Genomic DNA, 20392 nt, shown 5'->3' with positions numbered 1-20392 from the left:
GATTAAGATGAAAATAGCTATAATTTCAGATATCCACGGAAATAGTCACGCTTTAAAATCGGTATTAAAAGATATTACACGTCGCAAGGTCGAAATGATAATAAATTTAGGAGATAGTGTGTATGGGCCGTTAGAGCCTTTAGAGACAATTGAAATATTAATGAGTAGCGAGATGATACATATTAAAGGCAATTGTGATCGCATGCTTTGGGAACCTATACAAGAGCAATCTGCTACACTAACTTTTGTTCAAAATCAATTAACAAATTATCATATAGGTTGGTTAAAACAACATCCTTCACAATTTATTGTAGACGATATGTTATGTTGTCACGGTACGCCAACTTCAGATGAAGTGTATTTGTTAGAAGAGATGAATGAGAATGGTGCAATATTAAAGAATGAAAAAAATATAATGGATCAACTCCAAAATATAGAACAAAAAATAATAGTATGTGGTCATACACATATTCCTAGAGTTGTTTATTTAGCGAACGGAAAGATCATTATAAATCCAGGAAGTGTAGGACTTCCAGCATACAAAGATGAGTTACCTGTTATGCATAAAATGGAATCAGGAACTCCGCATGCAAAATATGTAGTGATAGAAAAGGTTTTGGGAGAATGGACAATTGAACAAATTTCAGTTCCTTATAATTGGGAAGAAGCTGCTGGATTGGCTGTTCAACAAGAAAGATATGACTGGGCACAGGCGCTAAAGACTGGGAAGATAGAATGAAGGGGAGTTTACTTTATGGTAAACTGCTCTTTTTTATTTTGAGTAGATATTGAATTATATAAAAATAAAATGTTATGATTATGGAAACGCATGAATATATGAACAAGTATTCATATGTAAAGGAAGGAGGGATTAGAATGAAAGACCTAATTATTATTGGAGCGGGTCAAGCTGGATTAACAATGGGATATTACTTGAAGCAAGAAGGATATAATTTTTTATTACTTGAGGCAGGAAACCGAATTGGGGATTCATGGAGAAATCGATATGATTCTTTGCAGCTTTTTACCCCAAGGTCTTACAGTAGCTTGCCGGGTATGGCGTTAATAGGTGAAAAAAATGAATTTCCATGTAAAGATGAAATTGCGACTTATTTAGAAGAATATGCAAGACATTTTCAATTACCGGTACAATTACAAACGGAAGTTCTAAAAATAAAGAAAGAAAAAGAAATATTTGAATTACATACTCCTACAGAAATTTTACAAACGAAAAAAGTTATTATCGCATCAGGTGGTTTTCAGCAACCATTTATTCCCTCAGTTTCAGCAAATCTATCATCACATATTTTTCAAATACATTCATCACAATATAGATCATCATCGCAAATTCCACAGGGGAAGGCACTTGTAGTAGGTGGCGGAAATTCAGGAATGCAAATAGCAGTAGAACTTGCAAAAACGCATGAAGTTATGTTGTCTATTAGTCATCCTTTAACGTTTTTACCGTTACAACTTTTTGGAAAAAGTATTTTTAATCTGCTAGAAAAAGTGGGTTTATTGTACGCTGAAATAAATACAAAGAGGGGAAGATGGTTTCAGAAGAGAAAGGACCCTATTTTCGGTTTGGAGGGTAAGAAACTTATTCGGAATAGAGCAATTAAACTGCAAGAAAAAGTAGTAAGTGCATCAGGAAATAACATCATGTTTCAGAATGGTGATACTTATAGTGCAGAAAGCGTTATATGGTCAACTGGTTTTGTTCAAAATTATAATTGGATTGAAATTGAACAAGCAGTGAATGAGAAAGGATTTCCTAATCATATAAAGGGAATCAGTCCAGTAAAAGGATTGTATTATATCGGATTGCCGTGGCAATCTCAAAGGGGTTCTGCACTTATTTGTGGTGTAGGAAAGGATGCAGCATATTTGCTTTCTGAAATCAAAAAAATAGATCAGTAGCGATAACTACTGATCATCCATATGTACATGAATTAGGAGAGGTCAAACATTTATTAACTTTATTATAATAGATTTTTACGGAATTAAAAACTGAAAATTCAAATTTAATGTTGAGAAAGTTTTTTGTATCGAAATATATGAAAGAATAGGGATTTTTATTGAAACAGAAAAAGATATTTCTATTTTAGTAAATTATGATATAGTCTAAATAAGCGTGTTTTTCCATAAATGTAATTATTTTCATTGTAGTTTTGTTTATATGAGGGAAGGAGAAGTAATTATGAAGTTTGATGATCAACGCTTATTAGGAGTCCGATTAGGTTCTATACTTGTGACAGAGGAAAATCAATATTTAGTAATTAAGAAAAAAGATCATTATGCACTGTTAAATATACATAATTTAGAATGCACACATGTTGAAGTGCAGTTAGAACATTTGGAAGAAATGTTGCGGGAAGATTTCCAAGAAAGTATAACGGAGATTATCGCACCAGAACATATAAAAATTGTTGCGAAAAATGTTATATAGATAAAGAAGCTGGAAGGAACAGCTTCTTTATTTTCATTATAAGGATAACGTTTTTACAACCTCACCAATGATCCCTTCCATTTGATGAACACCTAAATCAGAATTGGTCATAATAACAGCACCATTCCCGCAGTATGGATAACAAACCATCATACATTGAAATCCAACGCCCCATCCGAGTGAATAAACCTGTAATTCTTCATTAGAATCATCTAGAAAAACACCTAATCCAGTCCATTTTGAGCAACCTTGAGGAGAAATCATGTCTATTACTAATTTTTGAGAAAGTTTTAGTTTACCCTTTCCTTGTAAGGAATGAATGATTTCAATAACTAAAGCTGATAAGTCAGTTGGTGTTGTCCAAATACCTGAAGCAGCTGCGAATGGATAAAATGGATACTTCTCATTTGTTACAGTTCTATCTTTATTATGTCCGCAAGCAAAAACATCGGTTTTATCTATGTCTTTTGGAGAGAAAAGTGTACTATTTTTCATTTGTAGTGGCTGGAAGATGTGTTCTTCTAATAACTGACTAAATGATCTTCCTGTAATATCTTCAAGTAGTAGTTCGATTATACAAAAGTTTGCGTCTGAGTAGCGAAATTTACTTTCTGGTTTATAAGTTACCTCTATAGGTACGGGGCAATATAGTGTTTTACCGGAAAGGAGCTCAGACATATTAGGTAAGCCTTTTGCAGGTGTATAATGTTCAAAACTACTAGGTGGATCAATGAGTCCAGATTGATGGCTTAATAAGTTTCTCAAAGTGATGCTTTTTTGTGAAGTAAATAGATTAGTAGGAATGTTCCAAGATGTGAGTTTATCATTTACGTTTTCATCTAAATATACGATACCTTGCTCTGATAATGTTAGTACGAGCATTGTAGTGATGAATTTGCTGATAGAACAAGAATTAAAGAGAGAATTTGTAGTAATAGCTCTAGTTGTTCCAGCTTCAAGTGTTCCAAAGGCAGTCGCTTCATCTAGTTTGCCATTACATATAACAGCGAGGCTTAAACCTGCAGCGGAATATTGGTTCATTTTCTCGTATATATTGCTAATTTTTAAGTTCATGGTGACTCCTTTCTTTAAAGACAGAATATTATTTTTATTATACAGTAGTAAAAAAAAGAAAACACTTCGTAATTCACCAATGAAGTGTTTTCTTTTTTAGTTAGTTTGAAGTGAACTTTTGAAAAAATTTGTCTCGGTACATGTACATAACCCATGAGATTGTTATTAAAGAAATAATGATTTGTTTGTTTTTAATTGGTGCATTGAAAACAAGCCAACCAACTATATCAAATAATAAATGTAGCACGATTGACAGAACTACAAATTGAAGTAACGTATTTAAAAATCTTTTCATAAAGCGTCCCCCTAAAATAATAGGTTTTATTAACAGTTTGATATAGTGGTATTATACAGTAAATGTGTCCTGTGGTAAAATTTACATAAGTTAGTGAAATAAAACAAATGAAAGTTAGTAAGGGGGAACATTTATGGAATTCTGGATGGTTATACTGATATTAGCCTTTGGTTTCATTTATATCGCTGAAAAATTAGCTACAATTGAAAAGAAAAATGATGCGCGTTTAAAGAGAATTGAAGATAGATTACAATTAATTACGAAAGAAATGAGAATTGTAGAAAGAGAACCTGAAATTAATAAAGAACTACGCCAGCTTGTAGAAGAAGGCAAAAAAGTTACAGCAGTTAAGAGAGTAAGAGAAGCTTTTGGTTTTTCCTTACTAGAAGCGAAGCAATATGTTGATAAATTATAAAAAAGATCATCCATTTGGGTGATCTTTTTTACTGCACCATGCGTGTATTTACATAAGCGGCGATAATAAAGTGTCCAATTATATGGAACAAACATTTGAGATGAATTGTCTAATATAGGTAATAACTATTTAGCTTGAAAGAAAGGGTTGATAACATGAAAAAGAATACGTTGTTAAAAGTAGGATTATGTGTAGGTTTACTAGGAACAATTCAATTTGTTAGCACAATTTCTTCTGTACAAGCATCACAAAAGGTAGAGAAAACAGTAATAAAAAATGAGACGGGAACCATTTCAATATCTCAGTTAAACAAGAATGTATGGGTTCATACGGAGTTAGGTTCTTTTAATGGAGAAGCAGTTCCTTCGAACGGTCTAGTTCTTAATACTTCTAAAGGGTTAGTACTTGTGGATTCTTCTTGGGATGACAAATTAACGAAGGAACTAATAGAAATGGTAGAAAAGAAATTTCAGAAGCGCGTAACGGATGTCATTATTACACATGCGCACGCTGATCGAATTGGCGGAATAAAAACGTTGAAAGAAAGAGGCATTAAAGCGCATAGTACAGCATTAACTGCAGAACTAGCAAAGAAAAGTGGATATGAAGAGCCACTTGGAGATTTACAAACCGTTACAAATTTGAAGTTTGGAAATATGAAAGTAGAAACATTTTATCCAGGGAAAGGGCATACAGAAGATAATATTGTCGTATGGTTACCGCAATACAATATTTTAGTTGGAGGCTGTTTAGTGAAATCTACGTCCGCAAAAGATTTAGGAAATGTTGCTGATGCTTATGTAAATGAATGGTCTACATCGATTGAGAATGTGCTGAAGCGATATAGAAATATAAATGCAGTAGTGCCTGGTCATGGGGAAGTAGGGGACAAAGGATTACTTTTACATACATTGGATTTATTAAAATAAGAAATTGTAGAAATACAAAAGAGAGGAGAAATAATTTTCTCCTCTCTTTCTTCTAACTATATTTAAATGCTGAATCTGTTGATTACGTCAGCATATATTACTGAGATTTTAATTCCAAGTATACAAATACTAGTACTGTCATAATTGCTATAACAACATAAGTAGCATCAAGCATTATAAGTGTTTTTAAAGTTTCAGTCATCGTAATTCACCCCTGTTATAAAAATATAACATGATCTTTTTATTGATTAGATAAGAGATCATAAAGAGAAAATGTATATGAAATTTCTTAAGTAGCTTCTATATAAATATATCATATAAATAATGTAAGTAATGTTAAGATAATGTAAATGTATTGTAAATAAAAAGGTTTACAATAAAGACTTTAATAAAAAATGATAGCTCCTTAAAATGACAAATACGCTCTTCTTTCTATTGAATGATAGAAAGAAGAGCGTATTTTTATGTCTATTTTCATATGTGATGAATTGCAACTATTTGTACATTTGATTCAAAAATTTTTTTCGTTGTATATATTTCTCCAAATTAATTAGCTATTTAAAAGTATCGAAAGATGTGTGTACACTAATGCATATTTTTTAGTGTCAATAAAAATATTATGTCAACAATATGAACTGTCACAAATCTTTATATATTATTGTGATTGATATCACATCACTTTTTTTCAATGGGTATTATGCTTAAGGTGTAATGAATGATTGGGAGAGGGTGGGATGATATGTTTTGTTATCAATGTGAACAAACGCCAGCAGGCGGATGTAAAGTAATGGGTGTGTGCGGCAAGAATGAAACGATTGCGAGTTTACAAGATACGATTGTGTTTGGGCTAAAAGGAATTGCAGCTTATCGCACACATGCTGCTCAGCTAGGGTATACGGATGCATTTGTAGATGCTACAACACAAGAAGCTTTATATATGACATTAACAAATTCTAACTTTAACGAACAAGAGCATATTGATATGGCTATGAAAGTGGGGAAATCAGCTTTACGGGTGATGGAATTATTAGATGAGGCACATACGAATCATTTTGGTGTGCCAGAGCCTGTACAAATTACACAAAATCGTGTAGAAGGTAAAGCAATTGTAGTTACGGGTCATAATTTATTTGCACTAGAAGAATTATTAAAGCAAACAGAAGGAAAAGACATTAATATTTATACACATTCTGAAATGCTACCAGCACACGGATACCCGCAGCTGAAAAAATATAAACATTTAAAAGGAAACATCGGTAAGGCATGGTATGATCAAAGACGCCTTTTTGAAAAATTTACTGGTGCCATATTAGCTACAACGAACTGTGTTATGCCAATTAAAGGCTCGTACTCTGATCGATTCTTTTCATATGACATTGCAGGTTTAGAAGGTGTACAAAAAATTGAAAATGATGATTTTACACCATTAATTCAAAAAGCACTAGAACTTCCAGAAGTACATATGGAGTCGGATGAACAGTTAGTGACAGGGTTTCATCATAATACAGTATTGTCATTAGCTCCAGAAATTATTGATGCAGTAAAAGAGGGGAAAATAAAGCGTTTCTTTGTTATCGCCGGTTGTGATGCACCGGGAAAAGGCGGAGAATATTATCGTGAATTAGCAACGTCACTTCCGCCAGAAACGGTTATTTTAACAACTTCTTGCGGGAAATTCCGCTTTAATGATGTGGATTACGGTGTTGTACCTGGTACGGAAATTCCGCGTTACATTGATTTAGGACAGTGCAATAATTCAATTTCTACAGTGAAAATAGCGGCTGCTTTAGCTGATGCTTTCCAATGTGAAGTGAATGAATTGCCAGTAAGTATTGTGCTATCATGGTTTGAACAAAAAGCGGTTGCCATTTTACTCGGGCTATTTAGTCTTGGGATTCAAGATATTCGCATCGGTCCAAAGGCTCCTGAATTTATTTCACCTGGCGTGCTTGATGTATTACAAGAAACATTTGGTTTAAAACTAATTACAAATGCAGCAGAAGACATGGCTATGATGTTATCGTAACGGAAAAGATGTTTTCACTTAATTGTAGCTTTATAAATCATTTGTATGTGTGTGAGTAAACGTACATACAAATGATTATTAATAAAGAAAATCGCTATATCTATAAATTTTATAAAGCTTTTAAAGTGTAACACCACATGCCCATCACCTTAAGATTTTAAGTATCCCCAAAACGAAATTTCTACATGAATATCTATAATTTTACCTCTTTTTCATTTGATTTGAAAATAAGCTTTCTATTTTTAAAAACCAACGATACCACCTCAAATTATATGAATAAAATCCATTCATTTATTAGGAAAATGGATTGAAAATAATAAGGTAGACTAAAAAGTAAAATATTATTTATGATAATCATTCTTTTATAAAATTTAAATTGGAAATAGCCCTACTCATTTTGATTGCGCATTTTCAAAATGGAGGGGCTTTTCTTACTGTAAAATCAATAACTGCAGCTTATTTTGTTGAAAAAATTCTCATTCTTATTTTGAAAGTGATATGGGTACATTTACATGCACATCAATCTTTTATGATGAAGTGGCCCTTGAATATATTATTTTTTATTGACAGACATAAAAATGATTTATTTGCTATATTGATAATTTATAGACGTTATAATAAAATGTTTACGTATATGTAAACTTAATTTATTCTTGTTTGGTTTTATTGTGAGGTTAGGCAGTGTTAATAACAATAAAATAATGAATATATCACCTGCAAAAAGAATGCAACCAATACGGAGAAGATGATTTCGTTAAAAATTCGAAAAATAAGCGTTATTAGCTCTTGAAGAAAAATGACTAGAAAAATTATAAGCATATGGAAAATAGGGTTACACAAAAAGTCCTAAAGGGGGACGGAATTATGGAGAAAAGAAAGTATTCAGTAACACCACAAGATCGAATGAATTATGTATTAGGTCTTTATTCTGCAGATCAACAAATTAATGCAGTTCTTTATTTTCCTGTAGGTATATCCAAGGAAATACTTGAAGAATCAGTAAGGATAACGTTGCAATTGCAACCAGTTTTGAACAGCCGGTTTGTAGAAAATGATATTCCTTACTGGGAGGAACATTCATCTGACACTAACTCATCTATTTGCTTTTTTGCAGAAGGAAATAATCAAGAACTTGAAATAATGGCAATAGATTTTATTAAGGAACCTGGTGATCGTATTCAGGGGCCTATGGTTCAAACGAAATTATTACGGGGCACTACAACAGATATGTTAGTTGTGAAATTGTCTCATCTATGTTCAGATGGTGCAGGAGTCAAGGAATATATTAAATTGCTTGGAATGATATATACTCACCTTTCATTGGGACGGTCTAAGAAGCAAATTATAAAGGAATTTGATGAGGGAAATGAGAGTTGTCGAGATCAATCACATGTATTCAAATACGCTGGAATATCGGACATAAAAAGTGCGTATCGTCCTAACCAAGAACAACAGGCATCGTTATGGTCTTTTCCATCTCAACCTAACAAAAATAAATTTCCCCAAATGTCCGTACGGCGATTGAGCCATGAGCAAACTCTACGTTTAACCCAATGGACAAAAGCTCAACAGGCTACCTTGAATGATGTAATCATGACTGCATACTTCCGAGCTTTATCACATTTCACTGTGTATGCAGAACCTCGCACTGCAGAAAAAATGATTGGCTTGACAATTGATTTACGTCGATATCTGCCTAATAATACAACTGGTGCTATTTGCAACTTATCCGGTATGGAAATGCCAGTGATTAAAATGGAAGACGATGAAACATTTAAGCAGACTCTTGTTCGAGTTAAACAATCAATGGATAAAATAAAGTCTCAAAATCCAGGTCTTTCTTCAGCAGCAGGAATGGAGTTACTGGCAGAAATGAAGCTATCTACAGTGAAGGAAATGTATAATCAGCAATATGAACAGGCTGTACAGATGGGGATGGCGTTGCCATTACTGACAAATTTGGGAGTAATCGCTGAGGAACCTATTCAGTTTGGTGAAATTCAAGCTGAGGACGGGTATATGACATCACCTATTATGTATGCACCATTCTTTTCAATGGGAGCAAGCTCTTATAATGGAAGGCTTACATTTACGATCGGTTATCATGCGCCGGATACATCAAAAGAAAAGGTAGAAAAATTTTTAGATAGTGTTGCTAATCAACTATCAGAAATAAAATAAAAGAGAATATAGAGAACAGATTTCTAATAGAATTGTATTTTGGAGGCTCGTATCATGTACGGATAATCTCTGGAAATTTTCTCTGACCGCACTTGCCTTTATGCTTTATATGCAATGGGAATGGTAGGGAGAAACAATTTGTATCGTGAAAAAACAAGATATAACGGTATGAAAACAATAAAGCAGAGCTGATTTAAATTACACTTTGAATCAGCTCTGTTTTACTAGTTTGATGGCCCTTACAACAAAAAAGGAGGCTGTATCCGGTTAGGGTAAAGCGGATTTTTAATTTTTTTGAAAATAAAGTTGACATCCACAACTACTTAGTCATACAATGTAGTTGTAATAAGTAATACTGAATAGTGTGGTTTTACTCAAAAGCTATTCAGTAAAAAATTCGCCTTAGTACTCTGTGATACTGAATATAAGTCAGACAGAATAGGGGGTAAAGGAGGATCAGGACATGGAAAATTTAACTGAAATGCTAAAAGGTTCACTGGAAGGGTGTGTACTGGAAATCATCAGTCGCCGTGAAACGTATGGCTATGAGATTACCCGCCATCTGAATGATCTTGGGTTTACCGAAGTTGTGGAAGGTACGGTGTATACCATCCTTGTACGATTAGAGAAGAAAAAGCTTGTGAATATTGAAAAGAAACCATCAGATATGGGACCGCCTCGTAAGTTTTATTCATTAAATGAAGAGGGCCGCCAAGAGCTTGAATTGTTTTGGAAAAAATGGGATTTTGTATCGTCAAAAATTAACGTCTTGAAGTCAAAATAGGTTCATAAGATAAAATGTTCCGGCCGATACTTTGGGAATTTCTTGTTCGGTTTTATAAAAAAGGAGGAAAATAAGATGTTAGAAATGTTTAAAAAGTTAATTGGTGATAAAAAAGAGTACAAAATGATGATGGCACGAGTTGAGGCTCTGCCAGAGGACTACCAATTTGTATTTAAGAAAATTCAAAACTACATGTGGAATTTCTCAGCGGGTAACGGGATGGATATGTTACACATACAGTATGAATTAATCGATTTGTTTGAAGCTGGTGCAGCAGAAGGAAGACAAGTGCTTGACATTACTGGGGATGACGTGGCTTCCTTTGCTGACGAACTAGTGGCAAATGCTAAAACTTACGTCTCCAAGTATCGTGAAGATTTGAATGAAAGTATTATGAAGAAATTGAGAAAAAAATAAATGGAATAAGTAATACCGACTGATTAGCTGGTTACACATATGAATTGCCACCATAGCTATTCAGTTATATTTTTAGCTTGGTACTAAGTGATACGGAATATCAGTGGTACTAAATAGATAGAGGTAAATAAATTATCTCCGCAAAACATTTTTATAGGGAGGAAAAAAGTATGAGTAATGCAGCGATTTCTATAAAAGGCTTGAAAAAATCCTTTAAAGACAAGGAAGTTTTAAAAGGGGTAGATTTTGAGGTGCAGCGTGGAGAAATTTTCGCGCTGCTAGGCTCAAATGGAGCGGGAAAGACGACAACGGTTAACATCCTTTCGACGCTAATGAAGCAAGATAGCGGTGAAGTAAGTATTTGCGGATTTGATGTACAGCGTCAACCAGACCATGTTCGTCAAAGTATCAGTTTGACAGGGCAGTTCGCAGCTTTAGACGGTATGCTGACAGGGAGGGAAAACTTGATAATGATCGCCAAATTACGTGGTGTTTCCAATCCCGCTCAAGTTGCTGACAATCTACTTGCAAGATTTAGCCTGACTGATGCGGCAAACCAAAGGGCAGATCAGTATTCAGGTGGGATGAAGCGCCGGCTTGATATCGCGATGAGTTTGATTGGGGCGCCAGCAGTTATTTTTCTTGACGAACCAACGACTGGACTCGATCCTGAAGCGCGGATTGAAGTGTGGGATACAGTCAAGGAACTTGCTGATAGTGGTACAACTATTTTGCTTACGACTCAGTACTTGGAGGAAGCAGAACAACTGGCTGATCGTATCGCAATTTTGCATGGTGGAAAAATTATTACGACAGGTACTCTTTCTGAACTGAAAGAGATGTTCCCACCGGCAAAAGTGGAGTATATCGAGAAGCAGCCTACATTGGAAGAAATATTCCTTGCGATCATTGGCAAAAAGGAGGGGATATAAATGAAAAGCAAAACAAGCGTATTACTTGGGCGCTTAATGCGCAATATTATGCGTAGTCCAGATACAATTATTACGGTAGCGATTACACCGATTATGATGATGCTATTGTTTGTATACGTATTTGGTGGGGCTATACAGACAGGAACAGATAACTACGTCAATTATTTATTGCCGGGAATTTTGCTAATGGCTATCGCATCCGGTGTAGCTTACACTTCTGTGCGACTCTTTACGGATGTAAAGAGTGGGCTGATGGCACGTTTCATTACGATGCCTATTAAGCGTTCATCGTTATTGTGGGCTCATGTTTTAACCTCTCTTGTTGCTAATGTACTTACTATCGTTGTAGTTATTCTTGTTGCGCTCTTAATGGGTTTCCGTTCCAGTGCGAATATTCTAGATTGGCTTGCAGTAGCTGGGATACTAGGAATGTTTACGTTAGCGCTAACATGGTTGGCTATCATTCCAGGGCTGACGGCAAAGTCTATGGAAGGGGCGACAGCCTACTCGTACCCACTAGTTTTTCTTCCATTTATTAGTTCAGCCTTCGTACCTACCGAAACGATGCCAAAAATTGTTCGTGTGTTTGCGGAGAATCAGCCTGTAACTTCAATCGTGAATGCGATTCGTGCTCTTTTATATGAAGGAACTGTTGGAAACGATATTTGGATTGCGCTCGCTTGGTGCGTCGGAATTATGGTTATTGCTTGCTTCTTTGCTAGTAAAGCATTTAAACGTCAGCTAGGGTAAGTGAATGAAATCATCCGGAATAATATATTTTTTTGAAAAAGCACGGGAAGATTTTCCGTGCTTTAATAATTCATTCATACTTCGCTTAATTGTAGTAGTTTTAAAGTAAATAGGAGAATAACAAATTGAATACACATGCCTGTATGGTATGTTAACACTTAACTAAAATGACTTGTTAATAAACAGAATATTCCGTGTAAATATAGAGGTTATCGTAGTGATGTGTTATATTTATACTTATAAGGTATATAATGTATAAATTAATCGTTTAGGGGATGAAAAAGGGAGAGGTTCAAATGAAATGGTATTTATATACTCTCAAAAACTATGCGAAATTTAGTGGGAGAGCTACGAGAAAAGAGTACTGGATTTTTACTTTATTTAATAAGGTTACGTTTTGGTCATTAATATATTTGGCCTCTTATTCTTCGTCGGCCTTTTACTTAAGAGCCAATATTACCTTGCTATATATAACAATTTTTATCGTTCCTACTCTGGCAGTGGAAGCTCGTCGATTACATGATAGTGGAAAAACAGGATGGTGGCAGCTATTAAATTTTGTGCCATTTGGAGGAGCGGTTCTACTTGTGTTTTGTATCATTGAAAGTGATGAAGGTGAGAATAAGTATGGACCAAATCCACATTCAAATCTTAAACAAGCAATTTAATGTGTTTATAGAAAACTCTAATATAAAAGGTAGGAACTAAAAGTTAGTTCCTACCTTTTTTGTTGTATTATTCATAGAAGCCTCGTTAAGTAGTGATCGCTTAAACTCAATATTTTGAGGTTTAACTGATCACTACTTATGGGGAATATAAACATAATCGCTCTTGTAAATCTTTTAATATTTCTTCAGGCATTTCCCTAATTGTAATATCCTTCCCTAGAAAAAGCAGCCAATTTATTATTTCCGTCACTTCATCGGGATTGTTAACATTGATAAAAGTTTTTAAAATGGCTGTGGATTGGTAAGGATTAGTATAAGATATTGAAATTTTTAAAGGATGGTATTTTTTGAACTGGGCAATTGCTGTCGGACCAAGTTCAAGTACAAGGTTAATTGCTTCAGCCTTCTTACTTAATTTTTCTAAAATCTTTTTCTTATTGAGCCTTTTATTCGTCGTGTATGGTTCGATATTGATGAGATCATCGACAGGAAACATTAACTTCTTTTCTTCTTTTAAGTCAAATCCTTCAATAATCCAATGGCTTTTTTCTTGATAAAGGTGTAATAGATAAATTGGATAAGACTTAATTTCTTCATCTTTTTTAATGGTAATCAATAAATGGTTATCCAAAAGAAGGATTTGAATGAGTTTTTCTAACATAGGATGGGGGAGATCAGAAAGCTCAAGTAGATCGGGATTATGAGGATTAGTTCCTTGGAACAGCAAGAGTTGATTTAAAAGAACAAGGTCATCCTGCTGGGTTTCTGAGATGAGTCCTAGTAGTTTTTCGGCTAAAGATTGACGACTCTTTAGGTAGGGAAGTTGTTGATTCCTCGTAGCCATAAAGGCAATAAAAAGAGCTTTCACTTCATTATCAGTAAAGCGAACAACGGGCAGGATAGAATTATGCATAACAAAATATCCACCCGTTCTCCCAACTTCAGCGACAAGTGGCATTCCCATAGCTTCAATTTCTCTAATGTCTCTAATAGCTGTCGATCGTGATATGTTAAATTCTCGTATGATTTCAGAAATTGTAAAGTGAGAGCGGTTGTTAATATATCGCATAATTGTATTGATCCGTTCAACTTTTTTCATTTTGGTCTCCTAAACAGTATCATTTTTTGACATGGTTTAAAGATATTATAAACGTATCAGATGAAAAGATAAATCGTTTGATTAATAAAAAAAGAGGCAGGTTTTGTATATGGAAAATTATACTATAGAAGAAAAAGATAGCTTTATTGTGTTAGGTATTGGAACTGAAATTAAGAGTGAGTACACAGACTTTGCTGGAATAAATAAAGAAAAGGAAGACTTTTGGTCGGCTGTTAAAGAAGATGGAAGGCTGGACACTTTAAAAGCTTTAGCGACAAATGAATACATTTTTTCTGTGAGCGAAGCGGTGAATAACAAAATGATGTATTATGCGGGTGTCATGACAGAAGCACAAATAGAAGAAGAATCTAGAGTGATTCAGTTTCCGAGGGGAGAATACTTAGTAGTAAAAGGGGAAGACAAAACAGCTGAAGAGTTAAGTAATAAGTTGACTGGCATCGCCTTCGGTCAAGCTTTACCAGATGCAAATGAGTTTGCTTATGTTGGTGGACCAAATACGACGGTTGAGATGGGGAAAAGAAACGGCTTAGTGTTTGGTGAAATGTGGATTCCAGTTGTAAGGAAGTAAAGTGATAAAAGATACGAATATGGGAAGTAGAGGCTAACAATCTTGGATTGTTGGCCTTTTTAACATGAATATAATATTCATATGTCTATTGTATTTTTTGCGGCAAGATTAAATAGCTTTTTTGTTACTTTACAATAAAGTATACTTAATATCAGTAATTCATATAATTAGGAGTGGTTTCTATATTTAGAGAAAATACAAAAAGGATACTTCTGTCATTAGTAACAAATCCAATACTAATAATTGTATACGGGATCTTTTGCTATGAGTTGGCCTTATACTGTAAGTACGGAAGAATGAATTATAATATTTACATTTTGTTATTATGTATAGTACTTTTTATATCCATAACTACATTTACTACAATGCGGGTGATAAAAAATAGAGAATATGAATCTAAAAAATTAACAAATTCAATAGCATGGAGATCCATTTCTATTATCATTATTGTTGCAATTACATCATTTTATGGGATGCAGATTTATAAAAGTGCAATAAATTACAATGGCAAATTGGCATGGTTTATAGAAAAGTTAAAACATGAAAGGTCAGTTAAACTTAAACATAATAATATATATAAATCTGGAGTAGAAGGTATTTTTGAAGATATAAATAAAAAATATCCTTTGCCAAAGAAATTGTATATGGCAACTGATTTTGATCTTACATTTCATTCAGATGGAACAATCACAGCGTTTGATACATTTGTTTATGGGAAAAATGTTGATGGGAAAGAAGAAACTTATTTAATCTCTTATAATAAGAAGAAATCAGAAGATATTACTATAATACGAGATGGATATGCAAAGCCTGATTATAATGATGATAAATTAGTAGAACCTTTAATTAAAACGGTTAAGGCGATCCCAGTTAAGCAAACGGTCAAAAAATGGAATGAAAGTAAGTATGGGTTGATTTATTATGGAAAAAGAAATTGGGGATCCAATACAGAGGGAATTATTAATATTACTGAGGATGGTAAGAGGCAGAGTGTTAAAGAAGCAGCTTCTGATATCATTGGATATACTGTATCTATATTTGTCCCTGGAAAAGAGAAAGAGCTAGTCCCTGCTAGATATAATTTAATAAGTGACGCAAGTTGGAGTAAATCAAAGACGCCTCCAAAAGAAGATATGCTTAAAGAGAAGGAACAACAAGATTTAAAGAATGAAAAAGAACAGTTTTTCCTATCGAAAGAAGTTGGTTATAAACTAAATATGACAGATAAAGCATTAGGGAGCGCCTTTTATTCATTAAGCAAGACTAGTGATGAAGGGAAAACATGGGAGGTTATCAATCCAGACCCATTTAATGGGGGGATTGGTAGTGTATCAGGAATCATTTTTATAAATGATAAACTTGGGTTTTTAGGAGCAATTAGGCCTTCTGGTAATGAAGGAGAGTTATATCGCACAGATGATGGGGGAGTATCTTTCAAAAAGGTAGAATATCCGCCGCATGAAGCGAAATTAGATCATACACAGTCCACAATAAGTCCTTTTGATTCTCCTAGTATGCCATATAAGAAAGATGGGGTTTTTAATATGTTAGTTGGACAAGGGGCAGATGGAGACTACAATGGCGATAGTAGTGCACTTTATCAATCAAAAGATAACGGAGAAACATGGGAATTTGTAGAAGAAGTGAAAAAGAAATAATCAGAATGTCTTTTTGAAAAATAAGGTAACTACTGAGCTATACATTTCATTTAGAAGTTTGGTAAGGAGTACAGTTCCAGCCATGAAGATAAAAATGGATCTATACCTCGCTGCCTTTCTTTGTTTTATTTCTTATGCTTACTATCAACGCTATATTTATAGAAAGGTATTTTGGTGATATACAAAAGTGGATTCGAAATATTACATGTTGCTTTGCTTTATTTGTAGTAGTTTTAGTAGCTCTACGGATAGGTTACTTTTGACTCCAAAGATTGCTATTTTGTATGTATTACTTCTACCTCAATTTGAAGATCCAGAGAAGGGGTCATTACTTTTTCAAGGTGCAGTTTTGGGCCTTACGCAAATCATTGTTAGCTTTATAGTTAACCTTGTAATTGTATGTATAGCAAGTAAAATTGCGAAATGCACACGCCCAACGGCAGCGTTGGCTTATGGCAAGTGTTTTAACGGGGCTTGCTGTACGTCTTGCTTTTGAACGTCGACAGTAAGAGCCTCTTTACCTTCAGTTTCTATAATATAACCTAATAAATATTAATATAAGTTATGTATAACAGATATTTACCTTATAAAATAAGGGGGCATATTATGACTGAGACAAACGAATCTTCAGGAGTCAATTTGAAAAAAGATGTGAAGTTTTCTATTATAATTCCTGCACACAATGAAGAAAAGTACATTAGAAAATGTTTAGATTCAATTGTAAAGGCATCAGAGGCATATAAAGAGCAAACGGAAGTTATAGTTGTTTTAAATCGTTGCACAGATAAAACAGAGGAAATAGCAAAATCTTATAATTGTGTTACATTGAAAAATAACGATAAAAACTTATCTAAAATTCGAAATGCAGGGGCTAAAATAGCTAATGGAGAAATAATCGTCACTATAGACGCTGATACCATAATGACAGAGTCTATGTTGTTTAATGTAGATAAATATTTAGCTTCAGGTAAATACATTGGTGGTGGGGTAAATGGAAAGTTTGAAAGAATATCTTTAGGAATATTTCTCTCCGCAATGTTAATAATCATCCCCTTACTTTTTAAGTACGGTGCTATATCTGTAGGGATTTTTTGGTGCTATAGAAAAGACTTTATGGCAATTAACGGATTTAATGAAAACATGCTTATGGCAGAAGATGCAGATTTCGCTAAACGGTTAAAAGAATGGGGAAAGAAAAATAATAAGAAATTCGGTACTATTAAAAATGGAATGATAACTTCATGCAGAAGATTTGATACATATGGAGACTGGACTTTACTTAAAAATCCAAAAGTAATTTTAGCTTATCTAAAAGGAAATGATAGAAAATACGCAGATAAGACATATTATGATAACCAAGAAAGATAAAAATGGAGAAAACCAGTAGAAAATAGTTAGTGCTTTTTTAGATATAATGAGAATCCAACTTAATTTAATAGATATTATAAGAAAACCATCAATTTGATTACCCTTTTTCAAATTGATGGTTTTTATTTTTGAAATAAATATGTATTTTTTTATGAAAATATTTTTTGACCCCCATAAAACTTTGTACTCCTCCGAATATGTATAGTGAAAAAAATAAATAGAAGAAAAATGACTATGAAAGAATATAGAAGTATTAATAAAATTACTAGATTAAGTGGCATCCAAAATGGAAGGATGAAATTACCAATTATATAGAGAAGAGTTATTCAAGGATTGCAGATAAAATAGAAAGAGAATAAGCAAAACGAACGGTAGAAAATAAGAAAGTAGATAAAAATACAAACTTAACTTTAGTGCCGAGAGAAAAGGAAAATTATTAAGAAAACGTTGGGAAAAGTTAGACTCGAAAAATATAACTAACAGCAAGAAAACAAGACCGAAGAAAAGTACCAAGAAAATCTGGTTAAATGGTCACTTGTGTAGTGGCCATTTTGCTATTTGAAGGAGGCTGGGAGATTACAAGTGTTGAGTTTAGTAATGAAGATCTTAAGAAAACCGAAAATAGAAGATATCGTATGTAACATACAAAACAACGAAGAAGACAAAGAAGCGTTTATCGTACAGTATCAGCCTTTTATTAGAAAATCAATCTCATCTGTCTGCCGTCGATATATTACAGAACAGGATGATGAATATAGCATTGGATTGTTTGCTTTTAACGAAGCAATTGAACAGTATTCCTATACAAAAGGAAAATCCTTTTTAGCGTTTGCTAATCTTCTTATAAAAAGAGATGTAATTGACTATATACGTAAGGAGTCTAAACATAACTTTGTCTTTTTAAAAGAAGATGAGCAAGAGGAAATGTTAGAAATGCAAGTGTCGCTTACGGAGTATATGAAAGAGATGGAAAATAGTAACCGTAAGGAGGAAATTCTTCATTTTCAAAGTGTGCTAGCTGAGTTTAAAATCACATTCTCAGAGCTTGCTAAAGAATCTCCTAAGCATCGTGATACACGTGAGCACTTAATAGAAATTGTGAAAATAATTATAAAAGAAGAGGAAATGATGGAAGAGCTGTTCCGAAAGAAAAAGTTACCGCTTAAACAGATTGAACCGCGTGTTAGGGTAAGTCGTAAAACGTTGGAACGACATAGAAAATACATTATTGCAATGTGTATTATTTTTGCAAACAACTATACATATATTCTGGATTACATAAGAGGGGAAAAGCATGATGAATAAAGGAATTGTGATGGATATAAAAAAGCATAGCGTAGTTGTTTTAACACCAAATGGAGAGTTTATTACGTGTAAAAGAAAAGGGGATTCTTGCATAATCGGGGAGGAAATCTCGTTTGATGAGCAAGAACAAAAAGCATCGCATTTTTCGATTCCTTCCTTTTTAAAGCCTGCATCAATACTTGTTGCTTGTTTTCTATTTGCAGTGCTGTTTTTCTACAACCAACCAGAAGAAAAAGTATTTGCTTACGTCTCAGTTGATATAAATCCAAGTTTAGAGGTGAGCGTAACAAAGGATTTTCGTGTTATAGATTTGCAGGCTTGTAATGATGATGGAAGGCGTATTTTAAAAGAATTGAAGCAATGGGAAAATAAACAATTACAAGAAGTAATACGTACTATTATAAAGCAAAGTCAAGAGGATAAGTATTTAACGAATGATAAGCAAGTTATGCTAACAGCTGTTGCAAAGGACAAGGCACTAGAACCACTTTTGGAAAAGGCAATGAAAGAATTAAAGAAAGAATATGAGCTAAAACATATTACAGTTGAATATCAAAGTAGCACAATGCAAATACGAGAGAATGCTAGAAAAGCTGGAATTGGCACAGGTGTTTATATAAAGCAAGAGAATGAGAAGAACAAATCACTTACGCCTCCTGTCACCCCGTCTGATCCGGTGGAAAACGAAGAAGAGGTGCAATCACACCCGGAGTCATCTCCTGATGCAACACTCGATTTGTCTCCTGTAAAAGAAAAAAAATATGAAAAGCAAGAGCAGAAAGAACAAAAGAAAACAGAGGAACAGCCATCGAAGCAAATAAAAGAAAACAATGGAAGAGGATCTCAGCAAGAAAATAGAGGGAATCAACAGGAGAATAACAGTAGAGAAGCTCAACAAGGAAATAATGGGAATCAGCAAGGGAACAACGGAAGAGGATCTCAACAAGGGAATAATGGAAATGGGAAAGGGAACAACGGAAGAGGATCTCAACAAGGAAATAATGGAAATGGGCAAGGGAACAACGGAAGAGGATCTCAACAGGGAAATAACGGAAACGAGCAAGGGAACAATGGAAGAGGATCTCAACAAGGAAATAATGGAAATGAGCAAGGGAACAACGGAAGAGGGTCTCAACAAGGGAATAATGGAAATGGGCAAGGGAACAACGGAAGAGATCCTCAACAAGGAAATAATGGGAATCAGCAAGGGAACAATGGAAGAGGATCTCAACAAGGGAATAATGGAAATGGGCAAGGGAACAATGGAAGAGGATCCCAGAAAGAAAATGACGGAAACGAGCAAGGGAACAATGGTAGGGGGTCTCAACAAGAAAATAGAGGCCACCAGCAAGGGAATGAAAAGAAGAATCAATAGAATATGGAAGTGAGAGATTCACTTCAAAGCTAAAAGGATTTATTCCGCTATTTGCTGGGCAGGCCGATTGGTGAGGGC

20 protein-coding genes and 3 pseudogenes are annotated in these 20392 nt (G+C 34.1%); 19 read left to right on the top strand and 4 right to left on the bottom strand.

What is annotated here, in order from left to right; all coding sequences use genetic code 11:
- Nucleotides 1–7 precede the first annotated feature (7 nt).
- The 3 genes from ES895_RS20025 (at nt 8) to ES895_RS20015 (ending at nt 2449) form a co-directional block, all read left to right on the top strand.
- The gene (locus ES895_RS20025; RefSeq protein WP_000684254.1) at nt 8–739 is read left to right on the top strand and encodes a metallophosphoesterase family protein; all 732 of its coding nucleotides are present in this window, start codon (nt 8–10) and stop codon (nt 737–739) included.
- A gap of 137 nt (nt 740–876) precedes the next feature.
- A complete protein-coding gene (locus tag ES895_RS20020; RefSeq protein WP_000653879.1) occupies nt 877–1920 on the top strand; it encodes a flavin-containing monooxygenase in 1044 nt (347 codons plus the stop codon).
- Nucleotides 1921–2200: 280 nt separating this feature from the next.
- Nucleotides 2201–2449 (top strand): hypothetical protein, encoded by a 249-nt coding sequence (locus ES895_RS20015; protein WP_135238590.1) that lies wholly within the window; start codon nt 2201–2203, stop codon nt 2447–2449.
- 36 nt (nt 2450–2485) lie between these two features.
- Here the strand turns inward: ES895_RS20015 and ES895_RS20010 are convergent, their stop codons facing one another.
- Together ES895_RS20010 and ES895_RS20005 are read right to left on the bottom strand one after the other, a co-directional pair.
- The gene (locus ES895_RS20010; protein WP_135238589.1) at nt 2486–3523 is read right to left on the bottom strand and encodes a serine hydrolase domain-containing protein; all 1038 of its coding nucleotides are present in this window, start codon (nt 3521–3523) and stop codon (nt 2486–2488) included.
- Nucleotides 3524–3623: 100 nt separating this feature from the next.
- Nucleotides 3624–3818 carry a hypothetical protein gene (locus tag ES895_RS20005; protein WP_000819660.1) on the bottom strand — a complete coding sequence of 65 codons (195 nt, stop codon included), beginning with the start codon at nt 3816–3818 and terminating at the stop codon, nt 3624–3626.
- Nucleotides 3819–3951: 133 nt separating this feature from the next.
- Here ES895_RS20005 and ES895_RS20000 point away from each other — a divergent pair, with 133 nt between their 5' ends.
- Nucleotides 3952–4233 (top strand): hypothetical protein, encoded by a 282-nt coding sequence (locus ES895_RS20000; protein WP_061654639.1) that lies wholly within the window; start codon nt 3952–3954, stop codon nt 4231–4233.
- Between the two features lie 28 nt (nt 4234–4261).
- Here ES895_RS20000 and ES895_RS30250 read toward each other — a convergent pair.
- A pseudogene (locus ES895_RS30250) lies at nt 4262–4342 on the bottom strand (DUF3784 domain-containing protein); the annotation flags it as partial.
- Between the two features lie 46 nt (nt 4343–4388).
- Between ES895_RS30250 and bla2 the strand changes: the two are divergent.
- From bla2 to ES895_RS19960, 8 genes are all read left to right on the top strand, one after another.
- Nucleotides 4389–5162: a BcII family subclass B1 metallo-beta-lactamase gene (bla2, locus tag ES895_RS19995; protein ID WP_000742471.1), complete on the top strand. Its 774-nt coding sequence runs from the start codon at nt 4389–4391 to the stop codon at nt 5160–5162.
- A 739-nt stretch (nt 5163–5901) separates the two neighbouring features.
- Nucleotides 5902–7188, top strand: a complete 1287-nt coding sequence (gene hcp, locus ES895_RS19990) for a hydroxylamine reductase (RefSeq protein WP_016512509.1) — start codon at nt 5902–5904, stop codon at nt 7186–7188.
- 864 nt (nt 7189–8052) lie between these two features.
- Nucleotides 8053–9369: a condensation domain-containing protein gene (locus tag ES895_RS19985; protein WP_000415482.1), complete on the top strand. Its 1317-nt coding sequence runs from the start codon at nt 8053–8055 to the stop codon at nt 9367–9369.
- A gap of 463 nt (nt 9370–9832) precedes the next feature.
- Entirely contained in the window at nt 9833–10153 is a 321-nt protein-coding gene (locus ES895_RS19980; RefSeq protein WP_000429488.1) for a PadR family transcriptional regulator, read from the top strand.
- A gap of 75 nt (nt 10154–10228) precedes the next feature.
- Complete coding sequence (locus ES895_RS19975) at nt 10229–10570, top strand: DUF1048 domain-containing protein (protein ID WP_000891986.1); 342 nt, start codon at nt 10229–10231, stop codon at nt 10568–10570.
- A gap of 170 nt (nt 10571–10740) precedes the next feature.
- Nucleotides 10741–11502 (top strand): ABC transporter ATP-binding protein, encoded by a 762-nt coding sequence (locus ES895_RS19970; protein ID WP_061655483.1) that lies wholly within the window; start codon nt 10741–10743, stop codon nt 11500–11502.
- Entirely contained in the window at nt 11503–12252 is a 750-nt protein-coding gene (locus tag ES895_RS19965; protein WP_135238588.1) for an ABC transporter permease, read from the top strand.
- 296 nt (nt 12253–12548) lie between these two features.
- Nucleotides 12549–12920, top strand: coding sequence for a DUF805 domain-containing protein (locus tag ES895_RS19960; protein WP_070756828.1), 372 nt, complete (start codon nt 12549–12551; stop codon nt 12918–12920).
- Between the two features lie 136 nt (nt 12921–13056).
- On the opposite strand, the gene ES895_RS19955 is transcribed toward ES895_RS19960, so the two are convergent.
- Complete coding sequence (locus tag ES895_RS19955; RefSeq protein ID WP_016111509.1) at nt 13057–14019, bottom strand: helix-turn-helix transcriptional regulator; 963 nt, start codon at nt 14017–14019, stop codon at nt 13057–13059.
- 109 nt (nt 14020–14128) lie between these two features.
- Between ES895_RS19955 and ES895_RS19950 the strand changes: the two genes are divergently transcribed.
- The 7 genes and pseudogenes from ES895_RS19950 (at nt 14129) to ES895_RS19915 (ending at nt 20314) form a co-directional block, all read left to right on the top strand.
- The gene (locus ES895_RS19950; RefSeq protein ID WP_098663999.1) at nt 14129–14608 is read left to right on the top strand and encodes a GyrI-like domain-containing protein; all 480 of its coding nucleotides are present in this window, start codon (nt 14129–14131) and stop codon (nt 14606–14608) included.
- 173 nt (nt 14609–14781) lie between these two features.
- Nucleotides 14782–16266, top strand: a complete 1485-nt coding sequence (locus ES895_RS19940) for a WD40/YVTN/BNR-like repeat-containing protein (protein WP_346986748.1) — start codon at nt 14782–14784, stop codon at nt 16264–16266.
- Between the two features lie 107 nt (nt 16267–16373).
- A pseudogene (locus tag ES895_RS19935) lies at nt 16374–16529 on the top strand (DUF3963 domain-containing protein); the annotation flags it as partial.
- Nucleotides 16523–16775: pseudogene (locus tag ES895_RS29815) on the top strand (LysE family translocator); the annotation flags it as partial. The pseudogenes ES895_RS19935 and ES895_RS29815, both read left to right, overlap by 7 nt.
- Nucleotides 16776–16872: 97 nt before the next feature.
- Nucleotides 16873–17634: a glycosyltransferase family 2 protein gene (locus ES895_RS19925; protein WP_097995148.1), complete on the top strand. Its 762-nt coding sequence runs from the start codon at nt 16873–16875 to the stop codon at nt 17632–17634.
- Nucleotides 17635–18216: 582 nt separating this feature from the next.
- The gene (gene sigI, locus ES895_RS19920; protein WP_098618827.1) at nt 18217–18939 is read left to right on the top strand and encodes an RNA polymerase sigma factor SigI; all 723 of its coding nucleotides are present in this window, start codon (nt 18217–18219) and stop codon (nt 18937–18939) included.
- Nucleotides 18929–20314 (top strand): anti-sigma factor domain-containing protein, encoded by a 1386-nt coding sequence (locus tag ES895_RS19915; protein ID WP_098851711.1) that lies wholly within the window; start codon nt 18929–18931, stop codon nt 20312–20314. Before sigI ends, ES895_RS19915 begins: the two co-directional genes overlap by 11 nt.
- Nucleotides 20315–20392 lie beyond the last annotated feature (78 nt).

The sequence above is a fragment of the Bacillus sp. 007/AIA-02/001 genome, from assembly GCF_004634455.1.
Taxonomy (GTDB): Bacteria; Bacillota; Bacilli; order Bacillales; family Bacillaceae_G; genus Bacillus_A; species Bacillus_A cereus.
The sequence above is the reverse complement of the archived record's forward strand: the minus strand, read 5'-3'. Positions and strand labels throughout refer to the sequence as shown.

Excerpts from the sequence above, each read along its gene's own strand:
- ES895_RS20025 (WP_000684254.1), top strand. The coding sequence starts at position 8 with ATGAAAATAGCTATAATTTCAGATATCCACGGAAATAGTCACGCTTTA.
- ES895_RS20020 (WP_000653879.1), top strand. The coding sequence starts at position 877 with ATGAAAGACCTAATTATTATTGGAGCGGGTCAAGCTGGATTAACAATG.
- ES895_RS20015 (WP_135238590.1), top strand. The coding sequence starts at position 2,201 with ATGAAGTTTGATGATCAACGCTTATTAGGAGTCCGATTAGGTTCTATA.
- ES895_RS20010 (WP_135238589.1), bottom strand. The coding sequence starts at position 3,523 with ATGAACTTAAAAATTAGCAATATATACGAGAAAATGAACCAATATTCC.
- ES895_RS20005 (WP_000819660.1), bottom strand. The coding sequence starts at position 3,818 with ATGAAAAGATTTTTAAATACGTTACTTCAATTTGTAGTTCTGTCAATC.
- ES895_RS20000 (WP_061654639.1), top strand. The coding sequence starts at position 3,952 with ATGGAATTCTGGATGGTTATACTGATATTAGCCTTTGGTTTCATTTAT.
- bla2 (WP_000742471.1), top strand. The coding sequence starts at position 4,389 with ATGAAAAAGAATACGTTGTTAAAAGTAGGATTATGTGTAGGTTTACTA.
- hcp (WP_016512509.1), top strand. The coding sequence starts at position 5,902 with ATGTTTTGTTATCAATGTGAACAAACGCCAGCAGGCGGATGTAAAGTA.
- ES895_RS19985 (WP_000415482.1), top strand. The coding sequence starts at position 8,053 with ATGGAGAAAAGAAAGTATTCAGTAACACCACAAGATCGAATGAATTAT.
- ES895_RS19980 (WP_000429488.1), top strand. The coding sequence starts at position 9,833 with ATGGAAAATTTAACTGAAATGCTAAAAGGTTCACTGGAAGGGTGTGTA.
- ES895_RS19975 (WP_000891986.1), top strand. The coding sequence starts at position 10,229 with ATGTTAGAAATGTTTAAAAAGTTAATTGGTGATAAAAAAGAGTACAAA.
- ES895_RS19970 (WP_061655483.1), top strand. The coding sequence starts at position 10,741 with ATGAGTAATGCAGCGATTTCTATAAAAGGCTTGAAAAAATCCTTTAAA.
- ES895_RS19965 (WP_135238588.1), top strand. The coding sequence starts at position 11,503 with ATGAAAAGCAAAACAAGCGTATTACTTGGGCGCTTAATGCGCAATATT.
- ES895_RS19960 (WP_070756828.1), top strand. The coding sequence starts at position 12,549 with ATGAAATGGTATTTATATACTCTCAAAAACTATGCGAAATTTAGTGGG.
- ES895_RS19955 (WP_016111509.1), bottom strand. The coding sequence starts at position 14,019 with ATGAAAAAAGTTGAACGGATCAATACAATTATGCGATATATTAACAAC.
- ES895_RS19950 (WP_098663999.1), top strand. The coding sequence starts at position 14,129 with ATGGAAAATTATACTATAGAAGAAAAAGATAGCTTTATTGTGTTAGGT.
- ES895_RS19925 (WP_097995148.1), top strand. The coding sequence starts at position 16,873 with ATGACTGAGACAAACGAATCTTCAGGAGTCAATTTGAAAAAAGATGTG.
- ES895_RS19915 (WP_098851711.1), top strand. The coding sequence starts at position 18,929 with ATGATGAATAAAGGAATTGTGATGGATATAAAAAAGCATAGCGTAGTT.